Raw genomic sequence first — 24170 nt, 5'->3', positions numbered from 1 at the left:
CCTTTTTGGACGGGCGGGACGCCCATCCCACAATAACAATTAAAATTGTAAGTTATTTAATTCGCGATCCTAAACGGCATAAACTGCGGTTGAAACCGCTACTGTAGAAACGATGTCTGCCTTGTATAAGGCAGACTTCGCCCACGCAGACTACAGAATGAATCGGATAAAAAGCGCGAATTTCGTATTGCCAATTATCAATGATGAGCAAGTTGACTTAAATTAGCAAACAACTGAGCAACTTTGGTCAAATCTTTATCTCCCGGCGCTATTTCTACGCCGCTAGACAGGTCAACACCGCTGAAGTTATTGCCGATCGCACTATCAATTGCATTTAAAATATTATCGGGTGTTAAACCGCCCGCCAGCAGCCAAGGACACGGCGGTCTAAACTCTGATAACATCATCCAGTCGATCGTTTTACCAGTACCGCCCAATTGCCCTGGATGGTAAGCATCCAGCAGTAAAGTATCGACACGAACAGCATAAACAGCAGCGGTGGCTAAAGTTTCAGGAGTCTTAACTCTCAGGGCTTTGATAATTTCAATTCCCGGCAAAAACTCCCGCAGTCGATCGCAATATTCCGCTGTTTCATCTCCATGCAACTGCACCCCGCTTAAATTTGACTCTGCCGCTACTTGACAGATATTTTCTATTGTGGTGTTGGCAAAAACGCCGATGCGATCGACATTTTTCGGCAACTGCTCGACAATCAGGCGAATTGTTTCTGGGGTGACATAGCGGGGGGAAGCCGGCACACAGATAAACCCCAAAGCCTGGGCTCCCAAGCGGGCGATCGCAATTCCTTGGTCTAATTTAGTGATTCCGCAAATTTTAACCCGCAATCCTCGTCCTCCCTTCCGAATTTGTATCAAAATATCAACGAATTGTTAACTATTAAAACAAATCTTAGTTTAATGCAAACCGCTTTTTATAATTTTGGAAATCAATTTATCTGTGAAATCAGGAGATAAGAACATGATCACCTCATCTTTGCTGTTAGCCGTACAATCTACCGCTCCCTCAACACCGGAGTGGTCGCCACTGGTAGGACTGACAATGATTTTATGCAATTTGCTGGCGATCACGATCGGCTACTACGGCATCTCCAAGCAAAACCGAGGCAAGGGCCCAGCTTTACCCGTTGCACTCCCTGGAATGTTCAAAGGCTTCGGCATACCAGAATTGCTGGCAACAGCCAGCTTCGGCCACTTGCTCGGAGCCGGAGTAATCTTGGGCTTGGGTAACGCCGGAGTTCTGTAAAAATCAGGGGAAAGGCAAAGGCAAGGGGTAGAAAAGATATATAGCAGCAATCCTAAATCATTTGGGAATTTCTTACTCCCTCCCCTTACCAAGGGGAGGTTGGGGTGGGGTAAAAAGTTTACGACTCATTTAGGATTGCTATAATAGAAACTCTTTCTTGCTCTCCTTTCCCAGGAAACTTCATGCAGACAGGTTGGCGAATCGGCTCTTTATTTGGCATCCCCCTAGTTATAGATTATTCGTGGTTTATAATTTTAGCCTTAGCAACCCGCGAATACGCCAGCAGTTACCGCCTGTGGGGGCCTGCACTCTCTTGGAGTGCGGGGTTAGCAATAGCTCTGCTACTGTTTGCTTCCGTGCTCTTGCACGAACTCGGACACAGCTTGGCGGCGATATCGCAAGGCATTAAAGTTAATTCTATTACCTTATTCTTATTTGGCGGAGTAGCTTCGATCGACTCGGAATCCAAAACTCCCGGTCAAGCTTTTCAAGTAGCTATTGCCGGCCCTCTAGTCAGCTTTGCGTTGTTTTTAATCCTCGGTTTGGGTTCTCAAGTTCTTCCCCCGAAAAGTTTGCTAGGAATTGTCACTGAAAGGGTAGCACTAATCAATCTCGTTTTGGGATTATTTAACTTAATTCCCGGTCTGCCTTTGGATGGAGGACAAGTTTTAAAATCAGCTATTTGGAAAATCACCGGCTCTCGATTTGCCGGCGTTCGCTGGGCGGCAAAAACAGGACAAGTTTTAGGTTGGCTGGCTGTTGCTTTGGGTCTGAGTTTATGCTTTTTAGCGCGCGAGTACGGCGGCTTGTGGATTGCGCTGATCGGCTGGTTTGGCATTCGCAATGCCAGTGCTTATAGCCAAGTTACTTCGCTGCAAGAAGCCCTGCTCAAAATTAAAGCCAGCGATGCGATGAGCCGCGAGTTTCGAGTTGTAGATGCAGATTTGACTCTGCGAGAATTTGCCGATCGATATTTGTTAGAAGTCAATCCGTTTCCATTTTACATTGCTGCGACCAACGGCCGGGATTTGGGCTTAGTGTCGATCGACGATATTCGCTTCACAGAACGCAGCCAATGGCAAGTTCAGACTTTGCACAACATTTTGAAACCCCTGGGAAAAACCCCCACAGTCTCCGAAAAAGCATCCCTCGCAGAAGTAATTAACAGCATGGAAGCCCGTCAACTCCCCCGAATCATCGTCCTCTCGCCGATTGGTTCAGTAGTGGGGACGATCGATCGGGGCGACGTGGTTAAAGTTTTAGCAAAATACCTCAAACCACAGATTTCAATGGCCGACATCAAGCGCAGCAAAGAAGAAAACAGCTATCCGCAGGGATTGCAGTTAAGTGCGATCGCCAAAACCGCACAAGAAAACTAAAAATTTGGCATCAGTAAGGGGCATCAGCGATCAGTTAAGATGTAGCATACTTTGTGACTCAGGGTTGAAACACTAAATTTTATGCCCCAATTCTTTAAGAGAATTTATCATAAATTTGCGGAGGGACTTGGGAAAAATTTAACTTATTTATTCCCCAACGCTGACTTGCAACCTGTTGCTATCATCTGGATTGTCGTGACCGGAACTCTATTGGGAGTGAGGCATTTAGGCGGTTTGCAGCCACTAGAATTAAATGCTTACGACCTCATGGTGCAGTTGGGGCAAGATCGCGGCCCTGACCCCAGGTTGCTGATAGTTGAAATCACCGATCGGGACATTAGTGCTTTAAACAGATGGCCAATTTCCGATCGCGTTTTAGCAAAAGCGATCGCCGAAATAGCGCGTTTGGAACCCACAGCTATTGGTCTCGATATAATTCGTGATATTCCCTACGAACCGGGGACTGCAGAATTAGCAACTCAACTGAAAAACCCCAAAGTATTTCCCATTACCTTCATCGGCTCCTTAAAGTACGATCGAGTGCAGCCACCTCCCAACATACCCGACCAGCGGGTAGGATTTAACGATTTGTATCTCGATCCAGATGGTATAGTGCGTCGTAATGTGATGTCTATTGGCGATGGTAAAAACACGTTTTATTCATTTCCATCCCGGCTAGCTTTTGCATATTTTGATAGCCAAAAAATAGAATCTAAAGCCACAGAAGACAATGAATTTCTAGTAAATAAAACAGTTTTTTCCAAGTTGCGATCAAACTCAGGAGGTTATCAGAACATTCCTGCCCAAGGCTATCAAATATTGCTCAATTACCGCTCTCCTAAAAAGATAGCAGAAACCGTGACCATAACTCAAGTTTTGGAGGGCAAAGTTGACCCCAAATTGGTAAAAGGTAAAATAGTCTTAATCGGGGTGACAGCCCCAACTGTAAAAGATATTTTTTCTACCCCTTACAGCGCTACTAAAAACGGTAATATCCCGACGCCTGGGGTATTAATTCACGCAACTGCCACCAGCCAAATTCTCAGTGCAGTTTTAGACGGCCAAGGGCTATTTTGGTATTGGGACGAATGGCAAGAAATTCTCTGGATCGCTGTGTGGAGTGCAGTGGGTGGCTGTTTAGCTTGGCGGCTAGAAAAATCGCTGAATTTGATGGGAAGTGCGATCGTAGCTGGCGGCTCATTATTCGGATTTACCTTTTTCCTCTTCATGCAACAGGGGTGGATACCTCTAATTTCTCCTGCTATGGCCCTTTTAATCACCGCAGGAGTCACAGTCACCTATAAATACGAGCAGTCGAGGCAACAGCAAGGGATTGTGATGAAATTATTAGGACAACAAACTTCACCCGCGATCGCAAATGCCTTGTGGAAAGAGCGCGTCCATCTGCTCGAATCAGGGTTATTGCCCGGTCAAAAAGTTACTGCTACCATCATCCTCACCGACTTGCAGGGTTTTAGTACAATCTCCGAAAAACTAGCGCCAGAAGTAGTAATGAGTTGGTTAAATGAGTATTTATCAGCAATGGCCCAAGAAGTCCAAGCACATCAAGGCGTGATTAATAAATTTACCGGAGATGGAATGCTGGCAGTATTTGGCGTACCCATTCCGCGCACCACTCGCGAAGAAATTGCAGAAGATGCTCGCCTCGCCGTATCTTGCGCTTTAGCTATAAGTTCGCGCTTGCCAGAAATGAATCAAAATTGGCTCACACGCGGTTTACCGGCCGTAAAAATGCGAGTAGGCATCTTTACAGGGCCTGTGATGGTGGGTAGTCTGGGAGGCACAACCCGTTTAGAATATGGAGTGATCGGCGACAGCGTAAATATTGCCTCTCGCCTGGAAAGCTGCGAAAAGGATCGCCACGAGGACTCTTGCCGGATATTGATTGCAGAAGAAACCTTTCTGCATCTGGCGGACAAATTTGAGGTAGAATCTTGGGGAGCTTTACCGTTAAGAGGCAGGGAACAAAAAGTTAATGTCTACCGGATTTTGGGAAGGAAAAAGAAATAAAAAGAGAGAATCTCTCCCTACAAATTCATGGAGTTAATGTGAAAACAATTACTAAGTTTCTCATCAATCTGATATCAGTTGGCTCAATAGTATTGATAGCCACACTTAACATTTCTCAATTGGCAGTTGTGGGACAGCCCAGCATAAACACACCTGACCGCCCACCAAACCCTATACCGGGAGGGCCGCGCTTCATTCAGCCCCGTGAAGATATAGATGAGCTGCCCCCCACTCAACCGGGACGGCCTGTGCGCGGCGGCGGCTGCGCGAGCATTAGTCAGTTAGGTGTCACAGCCTTAGTGCCTACAAATAAGAAGGGACGGACTGTTTCCGACTATCCAACGTTCTTTTTCTACTTGCCTCAAACAGAGGCCGAATCAGCCGAATTTATCCTACAAGATCCAAGCGGCAAGCAGATTTATAAACAGGATCTCACAATTAGCAATTTATCAGGGGTGATCGGCGTTAGTATCCCCGCTAACCAAAATGTGCCACCCTTGGAAGTAGGCAAAAGTTACACTTGGAATTTTACAGTGATTTGCGACTCTCAAGACCGATCGAGCGATCAGATCGAAAGCGGTACTGTACGGCGAGTTGAACTCAGTGCAGATATCCGCCGTCAATTAGATCAGGCAGATCCGCGCCAGAAAACCGTTATTTATGCTGAAAATGGGATTTGGCAAGATGCCCTCAGCACCCTAGCTGCCGCTCGCCGCGATCAACCTAATGATACAACCTTCAAGGCTGATTGGGAAAGCTTGCTGGATTCTGTAAAATTGGGCGAAATTGCCAAAGAGCCGATCGTTCAAACTCAGCCACAGCCATAAGCTGTACTGCATATAAATTTAACTTTTTTGGCAACGTTAGAGCAACGGGCTAGAAGAGTTTTAATAAAAAGAAGTGTACAAGTTTTTAACTTGTATCAGTAACAGCCAAGATGGCTGTTCTACAATAAAAATTCTTTCTTGTGGAACGGCCATCTTGGCTGTTCCCAAAAGGCGGCCGACTTTTTGACATCCCCCACAATAATTATTCCAAAAATCTCTTGTGGAACGGCCATCTTGGCTGTTCCGAAAAGCTGGCAGGAAAGCCCGCCCCCAAATATGGAGGTTAAATGTGAAACAGCTTATTACTTGTTAATTCCAAAATATCCTGCCATTCCAGATCCGAAAGTGGCTGCACCTCCAACTCAATCCCAAAACAGCGACAAGCCGCCGCACTCAAAACATCAATTACAGTGGCAATCAAATCATCTCCCCCTTCAGATAGAGGTAATTGCACAGGAATTAATTCCTCCCCAAACACTTGAGAAAACAAACAAACATCCGGCTGCAAACGCATCGAACCGTGCTGCAAAATAGCATCACCCCGTCGCAATTGCGCGCTACCAATTAACTTGCAACCATCAGCGGTAACTAAATCCGCACCCGTCGCAGTACCAAAACAATTCGGATTGTGAATATAACCCCTTCCAGCTTCCCCGTATTGCAAATCCAAACCCATCGCCCTCCAACCCTCAATCAAAAACTCGCAAATAGTCTGATAAGCTTTCATACGGCTGCTTCCAAACCCCGACGCCACAACTGCATAAGTTAAATCCCCTTGATGCAGCACGGCGCGCCCGCCGCTGGGCCTCCTCACCAACTCCACAGGCATTCCCTCCCAAGACAACTGCTGCCAAAACTCCGGCCACCTGCGCTGGTGGTAGCCCAAGGAAATCGCCGCCGGTTGCCAAGTGTAAAATCGCAGAGTTGGTGGATGTTTGCCCGCTAGATGCTGTTCCAGTAGCCATTGGTCGATCGCCATCTGCACGCTACCAGACGCCGACAACAGTGGAATTAAACGCCATACAGAATGAGCCATCAGTCGCGAGTCCTTAGTTTCTACTCAATAATTCGCAGAATGTTTTAAAATTAGTAACAGTTTTTTGGGCCTGTCTTCTAAGTTGGTGCAAATTTCACCCCCGCCGGTGCTTTAGAAATAAATAGAAAAAATAATCGCAGAACCATGAGCAACAGTGTAATTGTCATTAACGACGAAAAATTTGAAACAGAAGTCCTGAAAGCAGAGCAACCAGTGCTTGCCTATTTTTGGGCGAGTTGGTGCGGGCCTTGCAAACTGATCGCGCCTTCGGTAGACTGGGTGGCGGCCAACTACAGCGATCGACTGAAAGTGGTTAAAATGGAAATTGACCCCAATCCTAATACTGTCAAGCAGTATAAAGTAGAAGGAGTCCCAGCTCTCAGGCTGTTTAAAAATGCCGAAGTAGTGCTGTCTCACGAGGGAGCTATTACTAAACAAACTTTGGTCGGTTTGCTCGACGCTCACTTATAAAGTTTGGAAATGATTCGGGAGTTTCCAACTCCCAACTTACAACTATAGAAATCGCAAATATTTTTTAACATCTCTCTTTTCTCCTCGATATTCCTCTCTGACTCTGCGCCCTCTGCGCTCTCTGCGGTTACTAAAAAAAATCACAAAGTCAATAAAAATGCCATATAAAAAATAATTTAGCTCGGATAAAAATATTCCTTAAAATTCCACAAAACTATAGAAAATATGCAATTTGCTAAACGTTTAGAACCACTGCAATTTAATGTATTTGCCGATATGGATCGGGCAAAAGCTCAAGCTAGAGCAGCGGGGCAAAATGTGATTGACTTGTCTCTGGGTTCTTCGGATTTGCCGGCGGCTGCTCATATTACAGATGCGATCGCACATTCTCTGTCCGACACCAGCACCCACGGCTATTTGCTGTTTAATGGCACAAGAGATTTTCGGGAAGCAGCAGCTATTTGGTACGAGCAAAAATTTGGGATTGCAGTCAATCCAGAAACAGAAGTGCTGCCATTAATTGGTTCCCAAGAAGGCACGGCGCATATGCCTTTAGCTGTACTCAACCCTGGAGATTTTGCTTTGCTGCTCGATCCGGGCTATCCTTCCCACGCGGGCGGTGTGCATTTGGCTGGCGGTCAAATTTATCCGATGCCGATATTAGCAGAAAATGCGTTTTTGCCGATATTTGAAGATATTCCGACAGCAGTGCTGGCTCAGTCGAAGATGATGGTTTTGAGCTATCCTCACAATCCTACAACTGCGATCGCCCCGGTTGCTTTTTTTGAGAAAGCTGTGGCTTTTTGTCGGGAACATCGGCTGGTTTTAGTTCACGATTTCCCTTATGTGGATTTGGTGTTTGACGATTCTGTAGGGGCGGTGCCCCCGTGCCCGCCCTCTGGGATCGAGGAAAACCGCAAATTGATGGCGCCGTCAATCTTTCAGGCGGATCGAGATAAGAGTGTGGCGATCGAGTTTTTTACACTATCCAAATCCTACAGTATGGGAGGTTTTCGAGTCGGATATGCGATCGGCAATTCCGAACTAATTGCAGCGCTGCGACAGGTAAAAGCCGCAGTGGACTTCAACCAATACCGAGGGATTTTAAACGGAGCGATCTCCGCATTAACCGGCCCTCAAGATACCGTCAGAACCAGCGTAGAAACCTTCAGAAAACGGCGGGATGCCTTTGTAAACGCGCTACAGGGCATCGGCTGGCAAGTACCCGTACCCCCTGCCACCATGTACGTCTGGGCGAAACTGCCGGAACCTTGGGCTCAAGATTCCGTGAAATTTTGCACTCAGCTAGTACAGAGTACAGGAGTCGCAGCTTCCCCCGGTGCCGGTTTCGGGAAATCAGGAGAAGGCTACGTGCGATTTGCCTTAGTCGAGTCGCCAGCAATTTTGGAAGCAGCAGTTAGAAAAATTGCTGAGTTTCTAAATTGAGCGATGTGATATTTGTCAACTTAACCCAAAACACCCTCGTGAGACTTACGCCCACCAGAATTGAGCTTTGAGGCAGGGGTTAAAACCCCTGCCGGACTGGGGTTTTGACGTTTTTGGGCACAGGAAGAAGGGCATCCCGTCTAAGTGCTTACCCGTAGATCAAGATGGATGCAATTTCTAAAATAGTGTGATTTATACCTAAAGGAATAGATATTTGCACGCAGTATCTGTCACAATCTTTCTTAAGAAATGTTAACGTGAGACATCTTCGGAATTACCAGATCCGCTCACCCACTCTAAAAATCCTTGAAGTGAATTCTGTCGGGGTAGCGATTGTTCCGTAGCCGCGAGCGCACACCCGAAAAAGACCACACTGCCCAAAATTGCAATCAGCGGAAAAGGCTTACCCAGCCCAAAGTCCCGCTGAAGGCGAGCTAACGGTCTGCTCTCGCGCCTGAGCATCTTTCCCACCGTCAGTTGTTTGAGACTAAAAGGATCGCGCACAAAATGACCGCTCCAGCTAATTACCATATGAGAATGGCAATGGGGACAAGTGAATAGTCCACTGACCATCCCGACTGGGCCTACGACGCTGGAACGGTTGCAGATCGGGCAAGTGACAGAATGAGTGTTATAGGTGGGAGCGTTCATAACTGTTTTTCTTGAGTAAAAAAAACTAACAAGTAATTGGTAGCCTGTGTTAACGCTTAAGGTATAGACCTTGAGAGGCACTTTTCCTTAATTCCTAGTTTACCGCTCCAATCGGGTCGATCGGAGCTCAATCCTTGGGAAAACCTTCAAATTGCCAATCCCGTAACGAGTGCAAGTCGGGAGCACAGGTGAGATTATATTGCAAGGGAGTTACGGTTATTCTGTTGTCGCGAATAGCTTGTACGTCTGTAGGAATATCATGTGGCACCGCCGAATCGGCGATTTCTTCTACATCTTCTAACAATTCGCCAGCCAGCCAATAATAAGTTTTGCCGCGCGGATCTGTGCGCTTTTGAAATATGTCGAAATAGCGGCGAATGCCTTGACGGGCGATCGCAACTCCGGTAATTTCTGCTTGTGAGACTGCTGGTATGTTGACATTCAACAGCATCGGTTTCGCCATTGGCTGTTTTTCCAACTGTGACAGCAAGCTGACAGCGAAATCCACCGCCGGCCCAAATTCCTGCGAAGTAAAGCTCGCGAGGCTGAAAGCAATGCTGGGAATGCCTTCCATAATTCCTTCCATTGCGGCCGAAACCGTACCCGAACAGATGATATCCGTGCCTAAATTGGGCCCGTGATTGATACCGGAAAGGACAAAATCCGGCGGTTTGTCAAGTAAAGCCCACAAAGCAAGTTTCACGCAGTCGGCGGGAGTACCCGAACAGGCCCAAGCTTGGACTCCTGGCTCAAAAATAGATTCGACAATTTCGGCGCGGATGGGTTGGTGCAAGGTAAGGCCGTGGCCGGTAGCGGAGCGCTCTCTGTCGGGACAAACTACACTCACATCGTGGCCAGCGGCGGCGAGAGCGTTGGCGAGGCTGCGGATGCCTTGTGCAAAGATGCCGTCGTCGTTGCTAATTAAAAGTTTCATTGAAATTTTTATAGGCCTTATCAGAAAATTGGGTCTAAAACCCCGTCCTTCTAGGACGGCTTTTAGTATTGTATTTTTCCCAGATATTTGTTGCTTTCTCAGTGTAATATATTGTACCATAAAAACGAGGCTGACAGATTGGACGATGAAAGCAAGATATCAGTACAGATTCTACCCCACAGACCAACAGCGATTGAGCTTAGCTCAGTTGTTTGGTTGTGTGAGAGTGGTGTGGAATGATGCCTTAGCTTTTTGCAAATCTGCTGATAAACTACCAAACTACAACCAACTATCTGCACTATTAACCAGTACCAAAAAGACCGAATCAAGAGTTTGGTTAAACGAGGTTTCGTCTGTTCCTTTGCAGCAGTCTTTGAGGCATCTAGCCACGGCTTACAAGAACTTTTTTGATTCCCATAATGGCAAGAGAAAAGGGGGTAAAGTTGGAGCGCCTAAGTTTAAGAAGAAGACCAATAATCAATCAGCGGAGTTTGCTAAGTCGGGATTTTCTATTAAAGGAGCTCAAGTTTACTTGGCAAAAATAGGGTTGGTCAGTCCTATTATGTCTAGGGAATTGCCCTCAAAACCAAGTTCGGTAACAGTAATTAAGGACTGTGCCAATCGGTATTTTCTAAGTTTTGTAGTAGATGTAGAACCTCAAGATTTAGAGCCCATTAATCCTTCAATTGGCATTGATTTGGGTTTAAAAACCTTCGCTACTCTCAGCGACGGAACGCAGGTTAAAAGTCCAGACTACTCAAAATGGGAGCGCAAAATCAAGAAGTTGCAGCGCAGATTGGCTCGGCAACAAAAAGACTCAAAACGCCGTCAGAAGACCCGCATTCAAATTGCAAAGTTGCACAATCTTGTTACTGACACCCGCAAAGACTTTTCGCACAAACTATCAACCAAAATAGTCAACGAAAACCAAGTGATTATTTTGGAAGACCTCAACGTGTCGGGCATGGTTAAGAATCGGCGCTTAGCTAGAGCGATTAGCTCTCAAGGATGGAGAGAATTTCGCGAGTTCTGTGAAGCTAAATCCGACAAGCTTAGTCGGGAGTTTAGGGTAATTAGCCGGTGGGAACCTACAAGCCAAGTCTGTTCTAAATGTGACTATCGATGGGGTAAATTAGACCTCAAAGTCAGAACTATTACCTGTTTAAGCTGCGGTACAACTCACGATAGAGATGAGAACGCAGCCAAAAATATAAATAAAGTCGGGATAGGGCATTGCCACGACTCTAAACGGACGCAGAGGGGACGTAAGACTACTTCAGTAGCAGACCCCAAAGAAGCGTCAAGAATCACCGCATTTTTAGGGCGGTGAGTATGTCAAAACAATACTAAACTAGATTCAACTAGGGCGATCGCTCTAACATCGAATTACTTATTACAAATTATCCCTAACTACCGAAAATCTCAAATCTCAAATCTCAAATCTAAAATCAACAAGGCTGTAGAGCCAAAATTGCGCTAAACTCAACTTGGCCCAAAACTGCCATCAATCTAAAATCTAAAATCTAAAATCTAAAATCTACCAGACTGTAGAGCCAAAATTGCGCTAAACTCAACTTGGCCCAAAACTGCCATCAATCTAAAATCTAAAATCTAAAATCAACAAGCTGAAGAGGCAAAATTGCGGTAAACTCAACTTGGCCCAAAACTGCCATCAATCTAAAATCTAAAATCTAAAATCTAAAATCAAAATGACTGTCCAGCTAAGCGACATTGAAACTCAACTAGAAACCCTCGGCCAAGAGTCCAAAAGTGCGATCGCCAGTGCCAATACCCTCGAACAACTCGAACAGTTGCGCGTCGGCTACCTCGGCAAAAAAGGCCAACTCTCTCAAATATTAGGCATGATGGGCAAACTGTCGCCAGACCAGCGGCCCAAAGTAGGTGCGATCGCCAATACAGTCAAAGAAGCCCTGCAAGCAGATTTAGAAGACAAGCGCGCCGCCCTCCAAACAGCCCAAATCCAAGCCAAATTAGCCTCAGAAACCATCGATGTCACCATGCCGGGGATTTGCCGCCCCCAAGGCCGCGTTCACCCCTTAAACGCCGTCATAGACCGCGCTCTGGATATCTTTGTCGGCCTGGGATACACCGTCGCCAACGGCCCGGAAATGGAAACAGATTATTACAACTTCGAGGCGCTGAACACACCGCCAGACCACCCAGCGCGGGATATGCAAGATACATTTTACCTACCAGGCGGCGACTTACTGCGGACTCAGACATCATCAGTGCAAATTCGCTACATGGAACAGCACAAACCGCCGATTCGGATTGTCTCTCCCGGCCGCGTTTACCGCCGCGATACTGTCGATGCTACTCACGCAGCAGTTTTCCACCAAATTGAACTTTTAGCAATTGATGAAGGTCTGACATTTACTGACTTGAAAGGCACAATTAAAGAGTTTTTGCGGCAAATGTTCGGGCAAGATTTGCCGATTCGTTTCCGCACGAGTTACTTTCCGTTTACCGAACCTTCGGCCGAAGTGGATTTGCAGTGGAACGGCAAATGGCTGGAAGTTTTGGGCTGCGGAACTGTCGATCCTAACGTACTTAAAGGAGTGGGTTTAGATCCAGAAAAATATACTGGGTTTGCGGCCGGTTTTGGTGTCGAGCGGTTCGCAATGGTACTTTATGAAATCGACGACATTCGCCGGGTTTATGCTAGCGACTTGCGCTTTTTGCGGCAATTTTAAAGCATGGTTGGGGGTCGTTTCTACAAACGGGAGCATCTCATATTTGTAAAAACACTTCTTCTGGCTCCTTCCTTCTTCCTCTTTTCTCCTGACTCCTGACTCCTGACTCCTAACTCCAATTTTGGGCTTGGCTGCTTTCATTGAGATGCTCCCTCTACAAACCCTCTAGAGATTTTGCTTAAGCTACATCAATTTTGCAGTTTCAAGTAAGCAGACAAGAGCCACAAAACCATAAGATATGGTGGGCGGGTGAGTGCAAGTAACTCTTGCTATCCGACTTCTTTCAGGTCAAAACCCGCCCCCTCACATCAGTTTATTCATGCCCGCTTACTTAAGTAGACAAGGACTTTGCACTTACCTACTTATTTATTTCCTACTTGCTAAAAACACCCTTGATGCTGTCAACAGCGCTCTCGACAGCATTCTTGGTATTATCTACTGCTTTCTGAGTCCGAGCTGAATCTTCCGATGCTCTTTTCTCAATTGTGGCCGCATCTTTCTTAGCTTTGCGCTCTACTACACTACCATCCTCCGATGCTCGATCGACTTTAGCAGCATTTGTCTTGGCAGTTTCCTTAACCTTCTCTTCTGTATCTCGGATAAAGTTCTTGGTTCGTCCAGCATCTTTGCTGGCTTTTTCTTGCACCGTATCGCCCGCATCTGCTGCTGCGATCAAGTTTACAGCAGGAGATGCCATTGCAGCGGTGTTGGAGAAGAACGCACCAGACCACACGAAGGCCATCGCTGACACGCAAAGCACAGTTGTAGCCATCCAGCGCCCGACAGTCGAAAGCCGTTTCGTAAAAGAATTCAGTTTCATACAATACACAATCAGATATGACATTCTATTTCTACTCGATCAGAGCGATCGGCTGAACCGTTCTCTAGAGAGAGGTTATCCGCCGACCAACGGTTAAAAAATGTCCCTCTTTTGATAGATGGAAGCAAGGAATGTCAGTCAATTTTAGATTTTAGATTTTAGATTTTAGATTTTAGAGTTGACTCCACAACCGCCATTTGGAATCTTGAACTTTGGTGAGTTGATTGTAAATTTTAGGTTAAAGATTAAACAATAGATTAAGGAAAGTCAGTCAATTTTAGATTTTAGATTTCAGATTTTAGATTTTAGATTTGACTCCCCAGCAGCCATTTGGAATCTTGAACTTTGGTGAGTCGATTGTAAATTTTAGATTAAAGATTAAACAATTGATATCGATTCCGGTTGCACCGGAATCGATATGAAACAGCCTTGGGGCGGGTGGGGTGAAGGTACTTCACTCAGTTGAAATCGGCTGTATTTAGGAATAGGTTGTTTCCGAGATTGTGTGTGGGATATCAACATATAATACTTAACAAACAACTAATGACTAATCACAATTTAGTAAAAAAGTCAATACCGTTTCATCAATTCCCTTTAGTTTCAAAGGCTTATATTTAACAATGCGATTTTCCTCAACATAATCTGCAACCGCCGCCGAAATTAGCACCGTGTTTGGTTCCGTCACCTCTTGCAAGCGGGCGGCAATATTCACGCTCGGCCCGATCGCAGTATAATCCGATCGATCGGGGCCGCCAAACATCCCCACCACCGCAGTACCCTGGTGAATTCCGCAGCGAAACCGCACCGGAGGCACGCCATTTTCCCCAACAATTCCCTGCTCCAACCAGCCCTTGTTAAGCTCCTTGAGAGCTCGCAGCATTTGGTCAGCAGCAGCCACAGCGCGGCGTACTTGCTCATTAGGCGTTAATTCCTCCGGCGCGCCAAAGAAAGCCATTACCGCATCTCCAACAAACTTGTCCACCGTACCGCCGCTGTCAAAAATAGCCTTAGTCATTGCCGCCAAATATTCATTCAACAGCTCAGCTACCCGGCGCGAGCGCAGCGTATTTGCCATTTGAGTAAAACCGACAATATCGCTAAACAAAATAGTAATCAATCGCGGTTCCGGGCGCAAATCTAAGGCCAAATCTCCAGCCGCTGCAGCCTTCACCATCGCCGGCGGCAAAAATCGGCGCAGCACCGACTCAGTTAAATAACTGTTCAACTGCTGCACTCGGCGCTCGTTTTGTTTGAGAGCGATCAAATTCCGCACTTCCGCCAACAATTCTCGATCATTAAAAGGCTTGGACAAATAAGCATCCGCACCCCGTTCTACTCCTTCAATTCGAGTATCTTCGTCGGCTTTAGCAGTCAGCAAAATTGCCGGAGTTCCCTGTAATTCCTCATCCTCTCGAATCATCTTAATCAAATCCAAGCCCGAAATTAAAGGCATCATCAAATCAGTTATAATTAAATTAGGGCGACGTTTTTTAGCCACGGCAAATCCTTCTTCTCCGTTGCGGGCCAGCAAAACTGCAAAGCCGGAATCTCGCAGAATTGCAGACACATAAAAGCGCAAATCAGGATTGTCGTCAACTACCAAAACCGTTCCCACTGCTGTTTCTGATCGGACAGGATCGAGCGCCTCAAAGTTATGATTTTCTGCCTCATTTTCCGACAAATCCGCCTCCACATCTGCCAGTTCCACCGCAGCTTTGGATGAGTGAAACTCCGCAGGTATTTCTAGTACCTGTTCCGGGGGCAAGTGCGTCGAACCAAAGTGCAGCCAAACGGTAAAAGTAGTACCTTCGCCGTAAACTGACTCAACTGAAATTTGACCGCCGTGGAGTTCGACTAATTCTTTGACAAGTGCCAAACCTAAGCCGCTGCCTTCGTAGGAACGGCTAGCTGAACCTTCGGCTTGGTGAAACCGCTCGAATAAATAGGGAATTTGTTCGGTGCGAATGCCGATACCCGTGTCTTTTACTTGTAACAGGCAGTGAGCGCCGGCCGATTCAACTTTCAGGGTGATAGTGCCCCCTTCTGGGGTGAATTTAACAGCATTTGACAGCAGGTTGTAAATAACTTTGTCAAATCTTTCCAAGTCCAAATAAAGTAAAGGACATTCTTGCAGTTGGGTAATTAAGTGCAGTCCTTTTTTCTCGCAGTAGGCGCGGAACGACTCTGCGGTAGAGTAACAGAAACCGACTAAATCGCAGGGACGAAAACTTGGCTGCATCCGTCCGGCATCGAGCCGCTGCAAGTCCAGCAGTTGATTTACCAAGCGCAGGAGGCGGCGGGAATTACGCAAAGCGATTACGGCTTGTTCGTAGGGCAAGTCTTCTTGGCGCCTGCAAGCTGATTCCAGAGGGCCGATAGTTAGAGTTAGAGGCGTGCGGAACTCGTGGGAGATATTTTGGAAAAATTCGGTTTTGAGCCGATCGGCTTCCAGAAGCCGTTCTGCCTGCTGTCTGGTAGTCTGGTAGAGGCGCGACTGCTGCACGGCCAGAGCAGCTTGAGTTGCGACTATTTGAGCCAGGTCAATGTCTGAGATGTTCCAGCGGCGGATGCTGTGATTTTGGCGCAGGGAAATGCTGCCGATGATTTTGCCTTCTGAGAGTAAGGGAACGACTAACAGGGCGCGGGCTGGCGATCGAACTTGCAGTTCTGTAACATTTAACTCGGGGTGTTCGTCGAGATCTTCGATCGCCACCGGCTCTTTTGATACCATAACTTGCAGCAACACCGGATTGCCCCGAATCGGCACCAAAGACTGTGGTAAAGAAGGATGGGCAAAAACCCAGGCGCGAGTGTTAGCAGCAGCATCGCCAGAAGCCGTCTCGTAGCCCAGAGGGTTCGCAACTAGCTCTGGATTATCAATAAAACCCTGTTCTACAGCCACGGTATCCCTATCTGTGTCGTATAGCCCCACGCATTGGACGTATTCATCATCTTCTGTCCACAGAGATAGGGCGCAGCCGTCAACTTGCAAAGCTTGGCCGAGTTGTTGAGTAATGGCTGCAAAAATATTTTGGGGATCGAGACTCGATCGAATTGCCGTAGTAATAGTATTGACTAAGGCCTCGCGCTTGGCCAGCGCCCGCACCTGTTCGTAAGCCCGGGCTTGAGAAAGCGCCAAAGCCGCTTGGTCTGCCACGGTAATTACCAACTGTACCTCGTGGTCTTGCCACTGGCGCGGTTCCTCAAATTGGTGCAGCGCCAAGACTGCCATCAGTTCGGTTTTGTAAAACAGCGGTACGATCAAGCTCGATCGAATATTCGCAGCTTCGTAAGCCTGCCGTCGTTGCTGATTATCCCAGTTTAAAACTCGATCGTCAGTTTGGGCATCTTGAATCACCTCCACATCCAGAGTTTCCCAAACCAAATCCGGCAGCAAATCCGGGGAGAGTTCCGCAGCAGAAGCATCACCGGGCATCGCTGCCTCATCGCCCCCCAACCCTTGAGTTTCTGCCTTCTGGTAAACGAACCACTCATCGGCAACTCGGCCGTCTTGGAACGGCCGCAGCAGACAGCAACTCACCTCAAACATCTGCCCGACAGTTTCCACAATTCTTTGCAGCATTTGCTGGTAATTGGGAGCCGATCGGATAGTATTGGTAACGGCATAAAGCAGCGATTCTTGGCTCAAAGCACGGCGCAGTTCATTGGTGCGCGTTTTCAGAAGATTGTGAGTCTCAACAGCTTGACTGACAAGATTGATCAGCTCTTGAGCATCCCAAGGCTTGGTAACGTATTTGAATACTTTGCCAGCGTTAATAGCTTCAACTAAATCTTCAACATCCGTATAGCCAGTTAAAATAATTCGGATCACGTCGGGGTACTGAGCCGCCGTCAGGCTGAGAAACTCCGTACCGCTCATTTTTGGCATTCGCTGGTCAGAGATAATCACCGCAACTTCTCCCTCTTTTGCCAAAATTTCGAGAGCAGCGGGGCCAGATTCGGCTCTGAGCACTTTGTAGTCTCGATGGAAGGTGCGGTAAAGCAAGTCGAGGTTATCCGGTTCGTCATCGACGATCAGAATTTTTAGTTTAGGATTTTCTTGGGAATTCATGCACCGTTCTCCTGTGCCCCGGGGCTGTTCGATTTAATAAGTCTGATTAAGGGAAGAATTCGCCGATTTAACTTACTGAAGTCATACCATTTTCGATTTTCGATTTTCGATTTTCGACGATTGCGAATGACTGATGACATAAGGATTGGGAGTTTGCCTAGAGTGCCATTATTTTGGGAAAAAGGTATCACAATAATTCGTCGATATGAAGTTGTTGTGAGTCTGCGAGGCAAGCATCAACCTTGATTTTTGATGTCTGGGTTTTCAATTCGGAATTCTTCTGAGCCACAGTTATCTGTCGTGCACCCCAATTTTATTATTATTTAATGATATTCACATAAACTCGTCTCCCGATAATTTTCTTTTCCCCCCTACCTTTATGCAGCAGGAGAGCAAACACAAATCTAGCCATTTTAACTGCCGTCTGGATATCTCAGAATACATAGGAATAAGCGTCCTGATTGTGAGTTTATTTGCCAAATGTATGTTAGATACTGGCTCCGGGGAATATTTTATTTGGTATGTGAAAGCGGCCCGCAGCAAGATACAATAGACAATCAACATCTTCGCCTGTGTTTTTTTCCCACAAGTAATAGCAACTTTAACAGTCAGCCAAGGATACCGACCACAATCCGGCGCCTAGCCCCTGACTGATATTCGGGGGTGGCCCACAGACCACAGAGGTGTCTGTGGGAGTGACGCAATTGCTGTACCATTTTAGTTAGACTTGCACTTTTTTCCCCGATCTCGGCATTTTTTGTGCCTCCTGCAGACCAACGCCCAAGCCAATTACTGTGGCGAAACACCGCAAGATAGAGCATCCATCTGTTAATCTTAGCTAGGGATGTACTCTGTGGAAACCGATCGGTCGATTTTAGATTTGAGATTTTAGATTTGAGATTTACTCCACAGATGAATCGCGGAGCTTGAACTAGGGTCTAAAATTTTGATCTGTCCACGACGAGTGTCGGTGGCTTATATCGGTTTTTGGGCAGGGTCAATCAGCTCGATCGAGGTTTTGAAGGTCTCGCGCGCAGCAGAGTATCGAACCGACGGGGAAAACCCCTGCAGACAGTTTCCAGGCATCCAAATTTAAATTGGAGGTTGGAAAAGTACCCAGTAGCTCAACAGGTAAGGCCGGTTCGATCGGGGATGGGCGATGGATAGCCCAGAACTGCTGAAAGCTGGGGTGCCAGGTCGGGGAGCGGCGGGGAACATCCGACGCGCCAGTGCGCCCGGTGTTAGTATGGTCAGTCGTTGAGTTTTTCAACTACCGCTTGACGAATAAATTATATTCGATCGGGTATTTCCGTAAGCAGAGAGCGGTAAGATTCCGGGAACCTGACGTTAAAACCTTTGTGATTGTTTTTAATACCTTGCCCGCTAAGCTGTCGCGCATTTAATTTGTAAGCTACTGTTTACTTAAACTCTTGTGATGCCGGCCCAAAGCCAGGGATCAAGCTTCAATTTAAAGGCTAAATAGCTTATCCACAAATCTAGTATTAGGGGATGAGTTTTATTTTTTCATAACTAGAGTCTTAAATGCTAAAAATTTCCTATTTACCTCAAATACTACTTAAAGTCAAGCACCAAAAAATGTAATTTAATCTGGCTAATAAACTATGCCTATAAGTTACGTTATAAGATCAGTATAACATCAGTGAATTTTCTAAGAGGGTAGCTTAGAAACCCGCGTAAAAAAATTAATATAGTGGCCTGGCATTGTGAATCCTTCATTTTTTTCCTCACCATCTCACCAACAACAAACTCCCGGACTGTCTGGTTTTTCGATCCGGGTGGCTGCGCCCAACGACTTAACGCAGCTAGCGGATATTTTAGCCATGAGCTTTCACTCCCGCGAGGGGTTTGTAGAATGGGTGTATCCAGTGTTGCGTTTGGGCATTTACGAAGATTTAAAAAATCGACTGCGTTCTAAGGCAGAACATTACATTTGTCTGGTTGCTGAGCTAGTCTCGCGCGAGGAGGGAACGCAGAATTATAGGGCGCACCGAGATCAGCGCATAACAGGAACAGTAGAAATGGCTCTGCGTTCTCGCTTTCCTTGGCAAATCCCTAATTCTGACTATCCTTATTTGTCGAATTTAGCCGTTCACCCGGAGTACCGGCGGCAGGGAGTTGCTCAACAATTGCTCAGCAACTGCGAGGAGACAGCCAGAGAATGGGGATTTTCTGAGATTTACCTCCACGTTCTGGAAAATAATCACGCGGCGCGACAGTTGTACTATCAAGCCGGCTATCGCTTGCAACAGGTGGATTGGAATTGGACTGGTTGGCTGTTGGGGCAGCCGCGCCGGCTGTTTTTACGCAAGCAGATATCGCTATCCTAAGCTAAGTATTTGAATTGATTATCGGGAATTGGGGCTTCGCCAAGAAAAAGGAAAAAATAGCTCTTCTTTCCTTCTATTGTGAATCAATGGAATGGGAATGGGGAATTAGTGATGAATTTTAGTTCACTCTTAAGCCCGATCGCAAAACACAATAAAATTAGTTGCTAGTAAACACTATTTGTTACCAACCCTTGTGTACCTGGGAACACCTGAAAAACTCCATACAAAGTTATATCAACTCCCGTCGCCTCGTCGGGCGTAAAAACAAGTCAAAAATCACGGACGCTGCAACAGGAATTAATCGAATTAATCTGCGTTAATCTGTGTTTATCTGCCCACATCTGCGGTTTTAAAAAGAAAATTTATTAACCGCAGATGACAATGGATTGATGCTGATTCACGCGGATAATAAGAGATTTATGAATAATCCCAAGGCTAACTGATTTGATATTATACCAAATCCGGCTGGAATACACCCTTATTTTTTAGCATTTTAGAGAGGGACAAAAAGCCACTGTAAGAGCCATGACAAAAGCCGAGTGCAACAAAGTTTCAAGCCCCCGATTGAGTATTGTGAGGAACGCCACAGAAGTTCGGATCTGCTGTGGCGTTTTGTTCGCCAGAACAGGGGACTTTCGCCACCAATTCTAACCCTCAAAGCGCAAGATCTCTGATAGGAAATCCGAGGAGCCGATCGCCCCCTGAACCCCAACCAGATTCGCTAAAACCCGATCGGTTCCTGCTACTTGCAGCAACGTACCGTTCGGAGTGGCGCTAAATTGCAACTGCTGGAAACTCAGCCCCTCGGTCAAAACAAACTTATCGACGCCTACCTCGAAGTTAATGACAGTATCAATGCCGCCATCAGCACTCAACACATATCGATCGAACCCAATACCTCCAATTAAAGTATCCTCGCCCAAGTCGCCAAACAGCCAGTCATCTCCTGCGCCCCCATTGAGAAGGTCGTTATCTTTACCACCAATCAGAGTATCGCTGCCAGCATCTGCGTTGATAGTATCTTGACCTTCATTGCCGTAGAGCAAGTCATCGCCATCACCGCCGTTGATGCAGTCTTGCTGGTCGTTTGCGCCCACCGAGACAGCCCGGTTATCAGCCCGATCGCCATAGATGGTATCGTTGCCCTCGCCACCGCAGAGTTCATCGCTGCCGTCACCGCCGTAAATCAAGTCGTCACCCCGATCTCCCTGTATGAGGTCGTTAGCTTTACCGCCGTAAATCAAGTCGTTGTCTTGACCGCCACTGATGGTATCGTCACCCTCATCGCCGAACAGCACATCAGCACCGATGCCGCCAAAGAGCAAGTCCTGGCCGCCAACATCTTGAACTCGACTTCGAGCACCGCCGTACATGGTGTCGTCGCCGCTGTCGCCAACAAGGGTATCAGAGCCGAGCTCGCCCCAAATCAGGTCATTATCTTTGCCACCCCAAACACAATCATTGCCTTTACCTGCTTGGACGGTATCATTACCGTGACCGCCGCCGATGATGTCGTTGTCGCCGTCGGCAAAGATTAAGTCTTGTTCCCCAATATCCCCGATGGACTGGGAACTGCCACTGTCGCCGAGGAGAGTATCGGCTCCTTCACCGCCGTAGAGGGTATCGGAGCCTAATTGACCGTAGATGATGTCAGTGCCTTTACCTCCGTAAGCGCGATCGTTATCTTTGCCTGCAACGAGCGTATCGTTGTCTTGTTGGCCGTGGAGGAAGTCATTACCGAAGCCTCCGTACAGCAAGTCGCGTCCCTGGGAGTCCCTGGCTCTTTGGTCGCGGATGCCCCCAAACAAGCTGTCGGAGCCGATGCCACCAAACAACGTATCGGAGCCGAGTTCACCCCAAAGCAGGTCATTTTCTTTACCTCCAAGGGCAATATCGTCAGCTTTGCCGGTATGGATGGTATCGTCGCCCTCGTTGCCGTTAATCAGGTCTGCACCATTGCCTCCGAAGATCAAATCGCCATTGTTTTGATCACTGCTAGAGTTATCGCCGCCGTTGTCTCCCAAAATCGTATCGGCACCTAGATCTCCAAACAGAGAGTCAGAGCCTAAGTCGCCAGCAATCCAGTCATTCTGTTTGCCTGCAAATACGATATCGTTGCCCTCGTCTCCGTAAACAATATCGGTATCAATGCCCCCAAAAATCCTGTCATTGCCTTCGTTGCCGTAAATTTCGTCCGCGCCATCTTCACCTAAAAGCAGATCGTTGCCTTCAAAACCGACAATTTTTTGGTTGCCTTTGGTGTCTACGATTAAGTCATCGCCGCCCGTTCCTTTAGTAGTTTGTCCCTCGGAAAATTGTGAAATAGGCCGGACAAATCCAACTGCGGGTGGTTGCTGCGGGGGCGCAAAGTTAATTCCCGGTTTTTCAATAATGGGCTGACACAAACAGTCGGTATCTGTTTCTCCGATCGGATTTGAGACGATCGGCGATGCCGGTGTTGGTGTGGGCGTTGGTGTGGGAGTTGACGCCCCCGGCTGCAAGATAGCCACCACAGTAGCGACAGCAGGACTGGTGGCACCGCTGTTGTCTGTGGCGCTGTAGGTGAACTTGGTTCCTGTAAAGCTGCCCGTCGTTTGGAAATATAGTTGCTGCAACTGTTGAGGAGTAAGGACTTGACCTGGTGTCACTGGTACACCGCCGTTGGCTGGATCTCCTAAAAACAGGACGGCTTGGTCTGCTGGAGGCAGGGTGTTGATGGTGTAAGAGACGATCGACCCGTCGGGGTCGCTGCCTCCCAATCCCGTGACTAACTGCCTGCTGTTGGGCCCGAGCCTGGAGTTAGCATTGTTGGCAACTGGTGGTTGGTTGTCAGTTGGAAGTATGGCCGCCACAGTAGCGGCCGCGGGACTGGATGCGCCGCTGTTGTCTGTGGCGCTGTAGGTGAAAGTGGCTCCTGTAAAGTTGCCTGTCGTTTGGAAATATAGTTGCTGTAACTGTGCTGGAGTCAGGACTTGGCCTGGTGTCACCGGTACGCCACCGTTGGCTGGATCTCCTAAAAACAGGACGGCTTGGTCTGCTGGAGGCAGGGTGTTGATGGTGTAAGAGACGATCGACCCGTCGGGGTCGCTGCCTCCCAATCCCGTGACTAACTGGCTGCTGTTGGGCCCGACGCGGGAGTTGGCATTGTTGGCAACTGGCGGTTGGTTGTCAGTTGTGCTTGGAGTTGGTGTGGGCCCTATCAGTCCAGCCACACTAGCGGTAGCGACTGGACTGATAGCACCGCTGTTGTCTTTCGCGCTGTAGGTGAAATTGGCTCCTGTAAAGTTGCCCGTCGTGAAGAAATATAGTTGCTGCAACTGTGCTGGAGTCAGGACTTGACCTTGTGTCACTGGTACACCGCCGTTGGCTGGATCTCCTAAAAACAGGACGGCTTGGTCTGGTGAGGGCAGGGTGTTGATGGTGTAAGAGGCGATCGACCCGTCGGGGTCGCTGCCTCCCAATCCCGTGACTAACCTGCTGCTGTTGGGCCCGAGACTGGAGTTGGAATTGTTGGCAACTGGCGGTTGGTTGTCAGTTGTGGTTGGAGTTGGTGTGGGCCCTATCAGTCCAGCCACAGTCGCGGTAGCGACTGGACTGATAGCACCGCTGTTGTCTGTGGCGCTGTAGGTGAAAGTGGCTCCTGTAAAGTTGCCTGTCGTTTGGAAATATAGTTGCTGTAACTGTGCTGGAGTCAGGACTTGGCCTGGTGTCACTGGTTGGCCACCGTTGGCTGGATCTCCTAAAAACAGGACGGCTTGGTCTGCTGGAGGCAGGGTGTTGATGGTGTAAGAGACGATCGACCCGTCGGGGTCGAGGTCGCGGCCTCCCAATCCCGTGACTAACCTGCTGCTGTTGGGCCCGAGGCTGGAGTTGGCATTGTTGGCCAAGGGTGGTTGGTTGTCAGTTGGAGTTGGGGTTGGTGTGGGAGTTGACGCCCCCGGCCGCAAGATAGCCGCCACAGTAGCGACAGCGGGACTGGAGGCGCCGCTGTTGTCTGTGGCGCTGTAGGTGAAATTTGCTCCTGTAAAGCTGCCCGTCGTTTGGAAATATAGTTGCTGCAACTGTTGAGGAGTCAGGACTCGGCCTGGTGTCACTGGTACACCGCCGTTGGCTGGATCTCCTAAAAACAGGACTGCTTGGTCTGGTGAGGGCAGGGTGTTGATGGTGTAAGAGGCGAT

16 protein-coding genes are annotated in these 24170 nt (G+C 47.7%); 9 read left to right on the top strand and 7 right to left on the bottom strand.

Features of this window, described 5'->3' with window-relative positions:
• Positions 1-197: 197 nt before the first annotated feature.
• Positions 198-845: a phosphoribosylanthranilate isomerase gene (locus QUB10_RS29560; RefSeq protein WP_333206769.1), complete on the bottom strand. Its 648-nt coding sequence runs from the start codon at positions 843-845 to the stop codon at positions 198-200.
• 133 nt (positions 846-978) lie between these two features.
• On the opposite strand from QUB10_RS29560, the gene psaK reads away from it, so the two are divergent.
• From psaK to QUB10_RS29540, 4 genes are all read left to right on the top strand, one after another.
• Entirely contained in the window at positions 979-1263 is a 285-nt protein-coding gene (gene psaK, locus QUB10_RS29555; RefSeq protein WP_333206768.1) for a photosystem I reaction center subunit PsaK, read from the top strand.
• 182 nt (positions 1264-1445) lie between these two features.
• Positions 1446-2642 (top strand): site-2 protease family protein, encoded by a 1197-nt coding sequence (locus tag QUB10_RS29550; protein WP_333206767.1) that lies wholly within the window; start codon positions 1446-1448, stop codon positions 2640-2642.
• A gap of 81 nt (positions 2643-2723) precedes the next feature.
• On the top strand, positions 2724-4673 hold the full coding sequence (locus tag QUB10_RS29545) for an adenylate/guanylate cyclase domain-containing protein (protein WP_333206766.1): 1950 nt from the start codon (positions 2724-2726) through the stop codon (positions 4671-4673).
• A gap of 38 nt (positions 4674-4711) precedes the next feature.
• A complete protein-coding gene (locus QUB10_RS29540) occupies positions 4712-5500 on the top strand; it encodes a DUF928 domain-containing protein (RefSeq protein ID WP_333206765.1) in 789 nt (262 codons plus the stop codon).
• A gap of 283 nt (positions 5501-5783) precedes the next feature.
• Here the strand turns inward: QUB10_RS29540 and QUB10_RS29535 are convergent, their stop codons facing one another.
• On the bottom strand, positions 5784-6536 hold the full coding sequence (locus tag QUB10_RS29535; protein ID WP_333206764.1) for a biotin/lipoate A/B protein ligase family protein: 753 nt from the start codon (positions 6534-6536) through the stop codon (positions 5784-5786).
• A 144-nt stretch (positions 6537-6680) separates the two neighbouring features.
• On the opposite strand from QUB10_RS29535, the gene QUB10_RS29530 reads away from it, so the two are divergent.
• Together QUB10_RS29530 and QUB10_RS29525 are read left to right on the top strand one after the other, a co-directional pair.
• Positions 6681-7007, top strand: coding sequence for a thioredoxin family protein (locus QUB10_RS29530; protein ID WP_015177073.1), 327 nt, complete (start codon positions 6681-6683; stop codon positions 7005-7007).
• 225 nt (positions 7008-7232) lie between these two features.
• Positions 7233-8453 carry an LL-diaminopimelate aminotransferase gene (locus tag QUB10_RS29525; protein ID WP_333145692.1) on the top strand — a complete coding sequence of 407 codons (1221 nt, stop codon included), beginning with the start codon at positions 7233-7235 and terminating at the stop codon, positions 8451-8453.
• Between the two features lie 252 nt (positions 8454-8705).
• On the opposite strand, the gene QUB10_RS29520 is transcribed toward QUB10_RS29525, so the two are convergent.
• Both QUB10_RS29520 and surE read right to left on the bottom strand, forming a co-directional pair.
• On the bottom strand, positions 8706-9104 hold the full coding sequence (locus tag QUB10_RS29520; RefSeq protein ID WP_333206763.1) for a hypothetical protein: 399 nt from the start codon (positions 9102-9104) through the stop codon (positions 8706-8708).
• 127 nt (positions 9105-9231) lie between these two features.
• On the bottom strand, positions 9232-10038 hold the full coding sequence (gene surE, locus QUB10_RS29515; protein ID WP_333206762.1) for a 5'/3'-nucleotidase SurE: 807 nt from the start codon (positions 10036-10038) through the stop codon (positions 9232-9234).
• A 145-nt stretch (positions 10039-10183) separates the two neighbouring features.
• On the opposite strand from surE, the gene QUB10_RS29510 reads away from it, so the two are divergent.
• Entirely contained in the window at positions 10184-11368 is a 1185-nt protein-coding gene (locus tag QUB10_RS29510) for a transposase (RefSeq protein WP_333206761.1), read from the top strand.
• A 379-nt stretch (positions 11369-11747) separates the two neighbouring features.
• A complete protein-coding gene (gene pheS / locus QUB10_RS29505; RefSeq protein ID WP_333206760.1) occupies positions 11748-12752 on the top strand; it encodes a phenylalanine--tRNA ligase subunit alpha in 1005 nt (334 codons plus the stop codon).
• A gap of 373 nt (positions 12753-13125) precedes the next feature.
• Here pheS and QUB10_RS29500 read toward each other — a convergent pair whose 3' ends face one another.
• Positions 13126-13572, bottom strand: a complete 447-nt coding sequence (locus QUB10_RS29500) for a hypothetical protein (RefSeq protein ID WP_333206759.1) — start codon at positions 13570-13572, stop codon at positions 13126-13128.
• A 547-nt stretch (positions 13573-14119) separates the two neighbouring features.
• The gene (locus QUB10_RS29495) at positions 14120-17644 is read right to left on the bottom strand and encodes a response regulator (protein ID WP_333206758.1); all 3525 of its coding nucleotides are present in this window, start codon (positions 17642-17644) and stop codon (positions 14120-14122) included.
• Positions 17645-19368: 1724 nt separating this feature from the next.
• Here QUB10_RS29495 and QUB10_RS29490 point away from each other — a divergent pair.
• Positions 19369-19992 carry a GNAT family N-acetyltransferase gene (locus QUB10_RS29490; protein ID WP_333206757.1) on the top strand — a complete coding sequence of 208 codons (624 nt, stop codon included), beginning with the start codon at positions 19369-19371 and terminating at the stop codon, positions 19990-19992.
• A gap of 647 nt (positions 19993-20639) precedes the next feature.
• Here the strand turns inward: QUB10_RS29490 and QUB10_RS29485 are convergent.
• On the bottom strand, positions 20640-24170 hold a 3531-nt coding region (locus tag QUB10_RS29485), incomplete at its 5' end, for an Ig-like domain-containing protein (RefSeq protein WP_445300836.1).

The sequence above is a fragment of the Microcoleus sp. B5-D4 genome (genome assembly GCF_036705145.1).
Classification (GTDB): Bacteria; Cyanobacteriota; Cyanobacteriia; order Cyanobacteriales; family Microcoleaceae; genus Microcoleus.
Note: the sequence above shows the minus strand (reverse complement) of the source record. Positions and strands in the feature narration are given on the sequence as shown.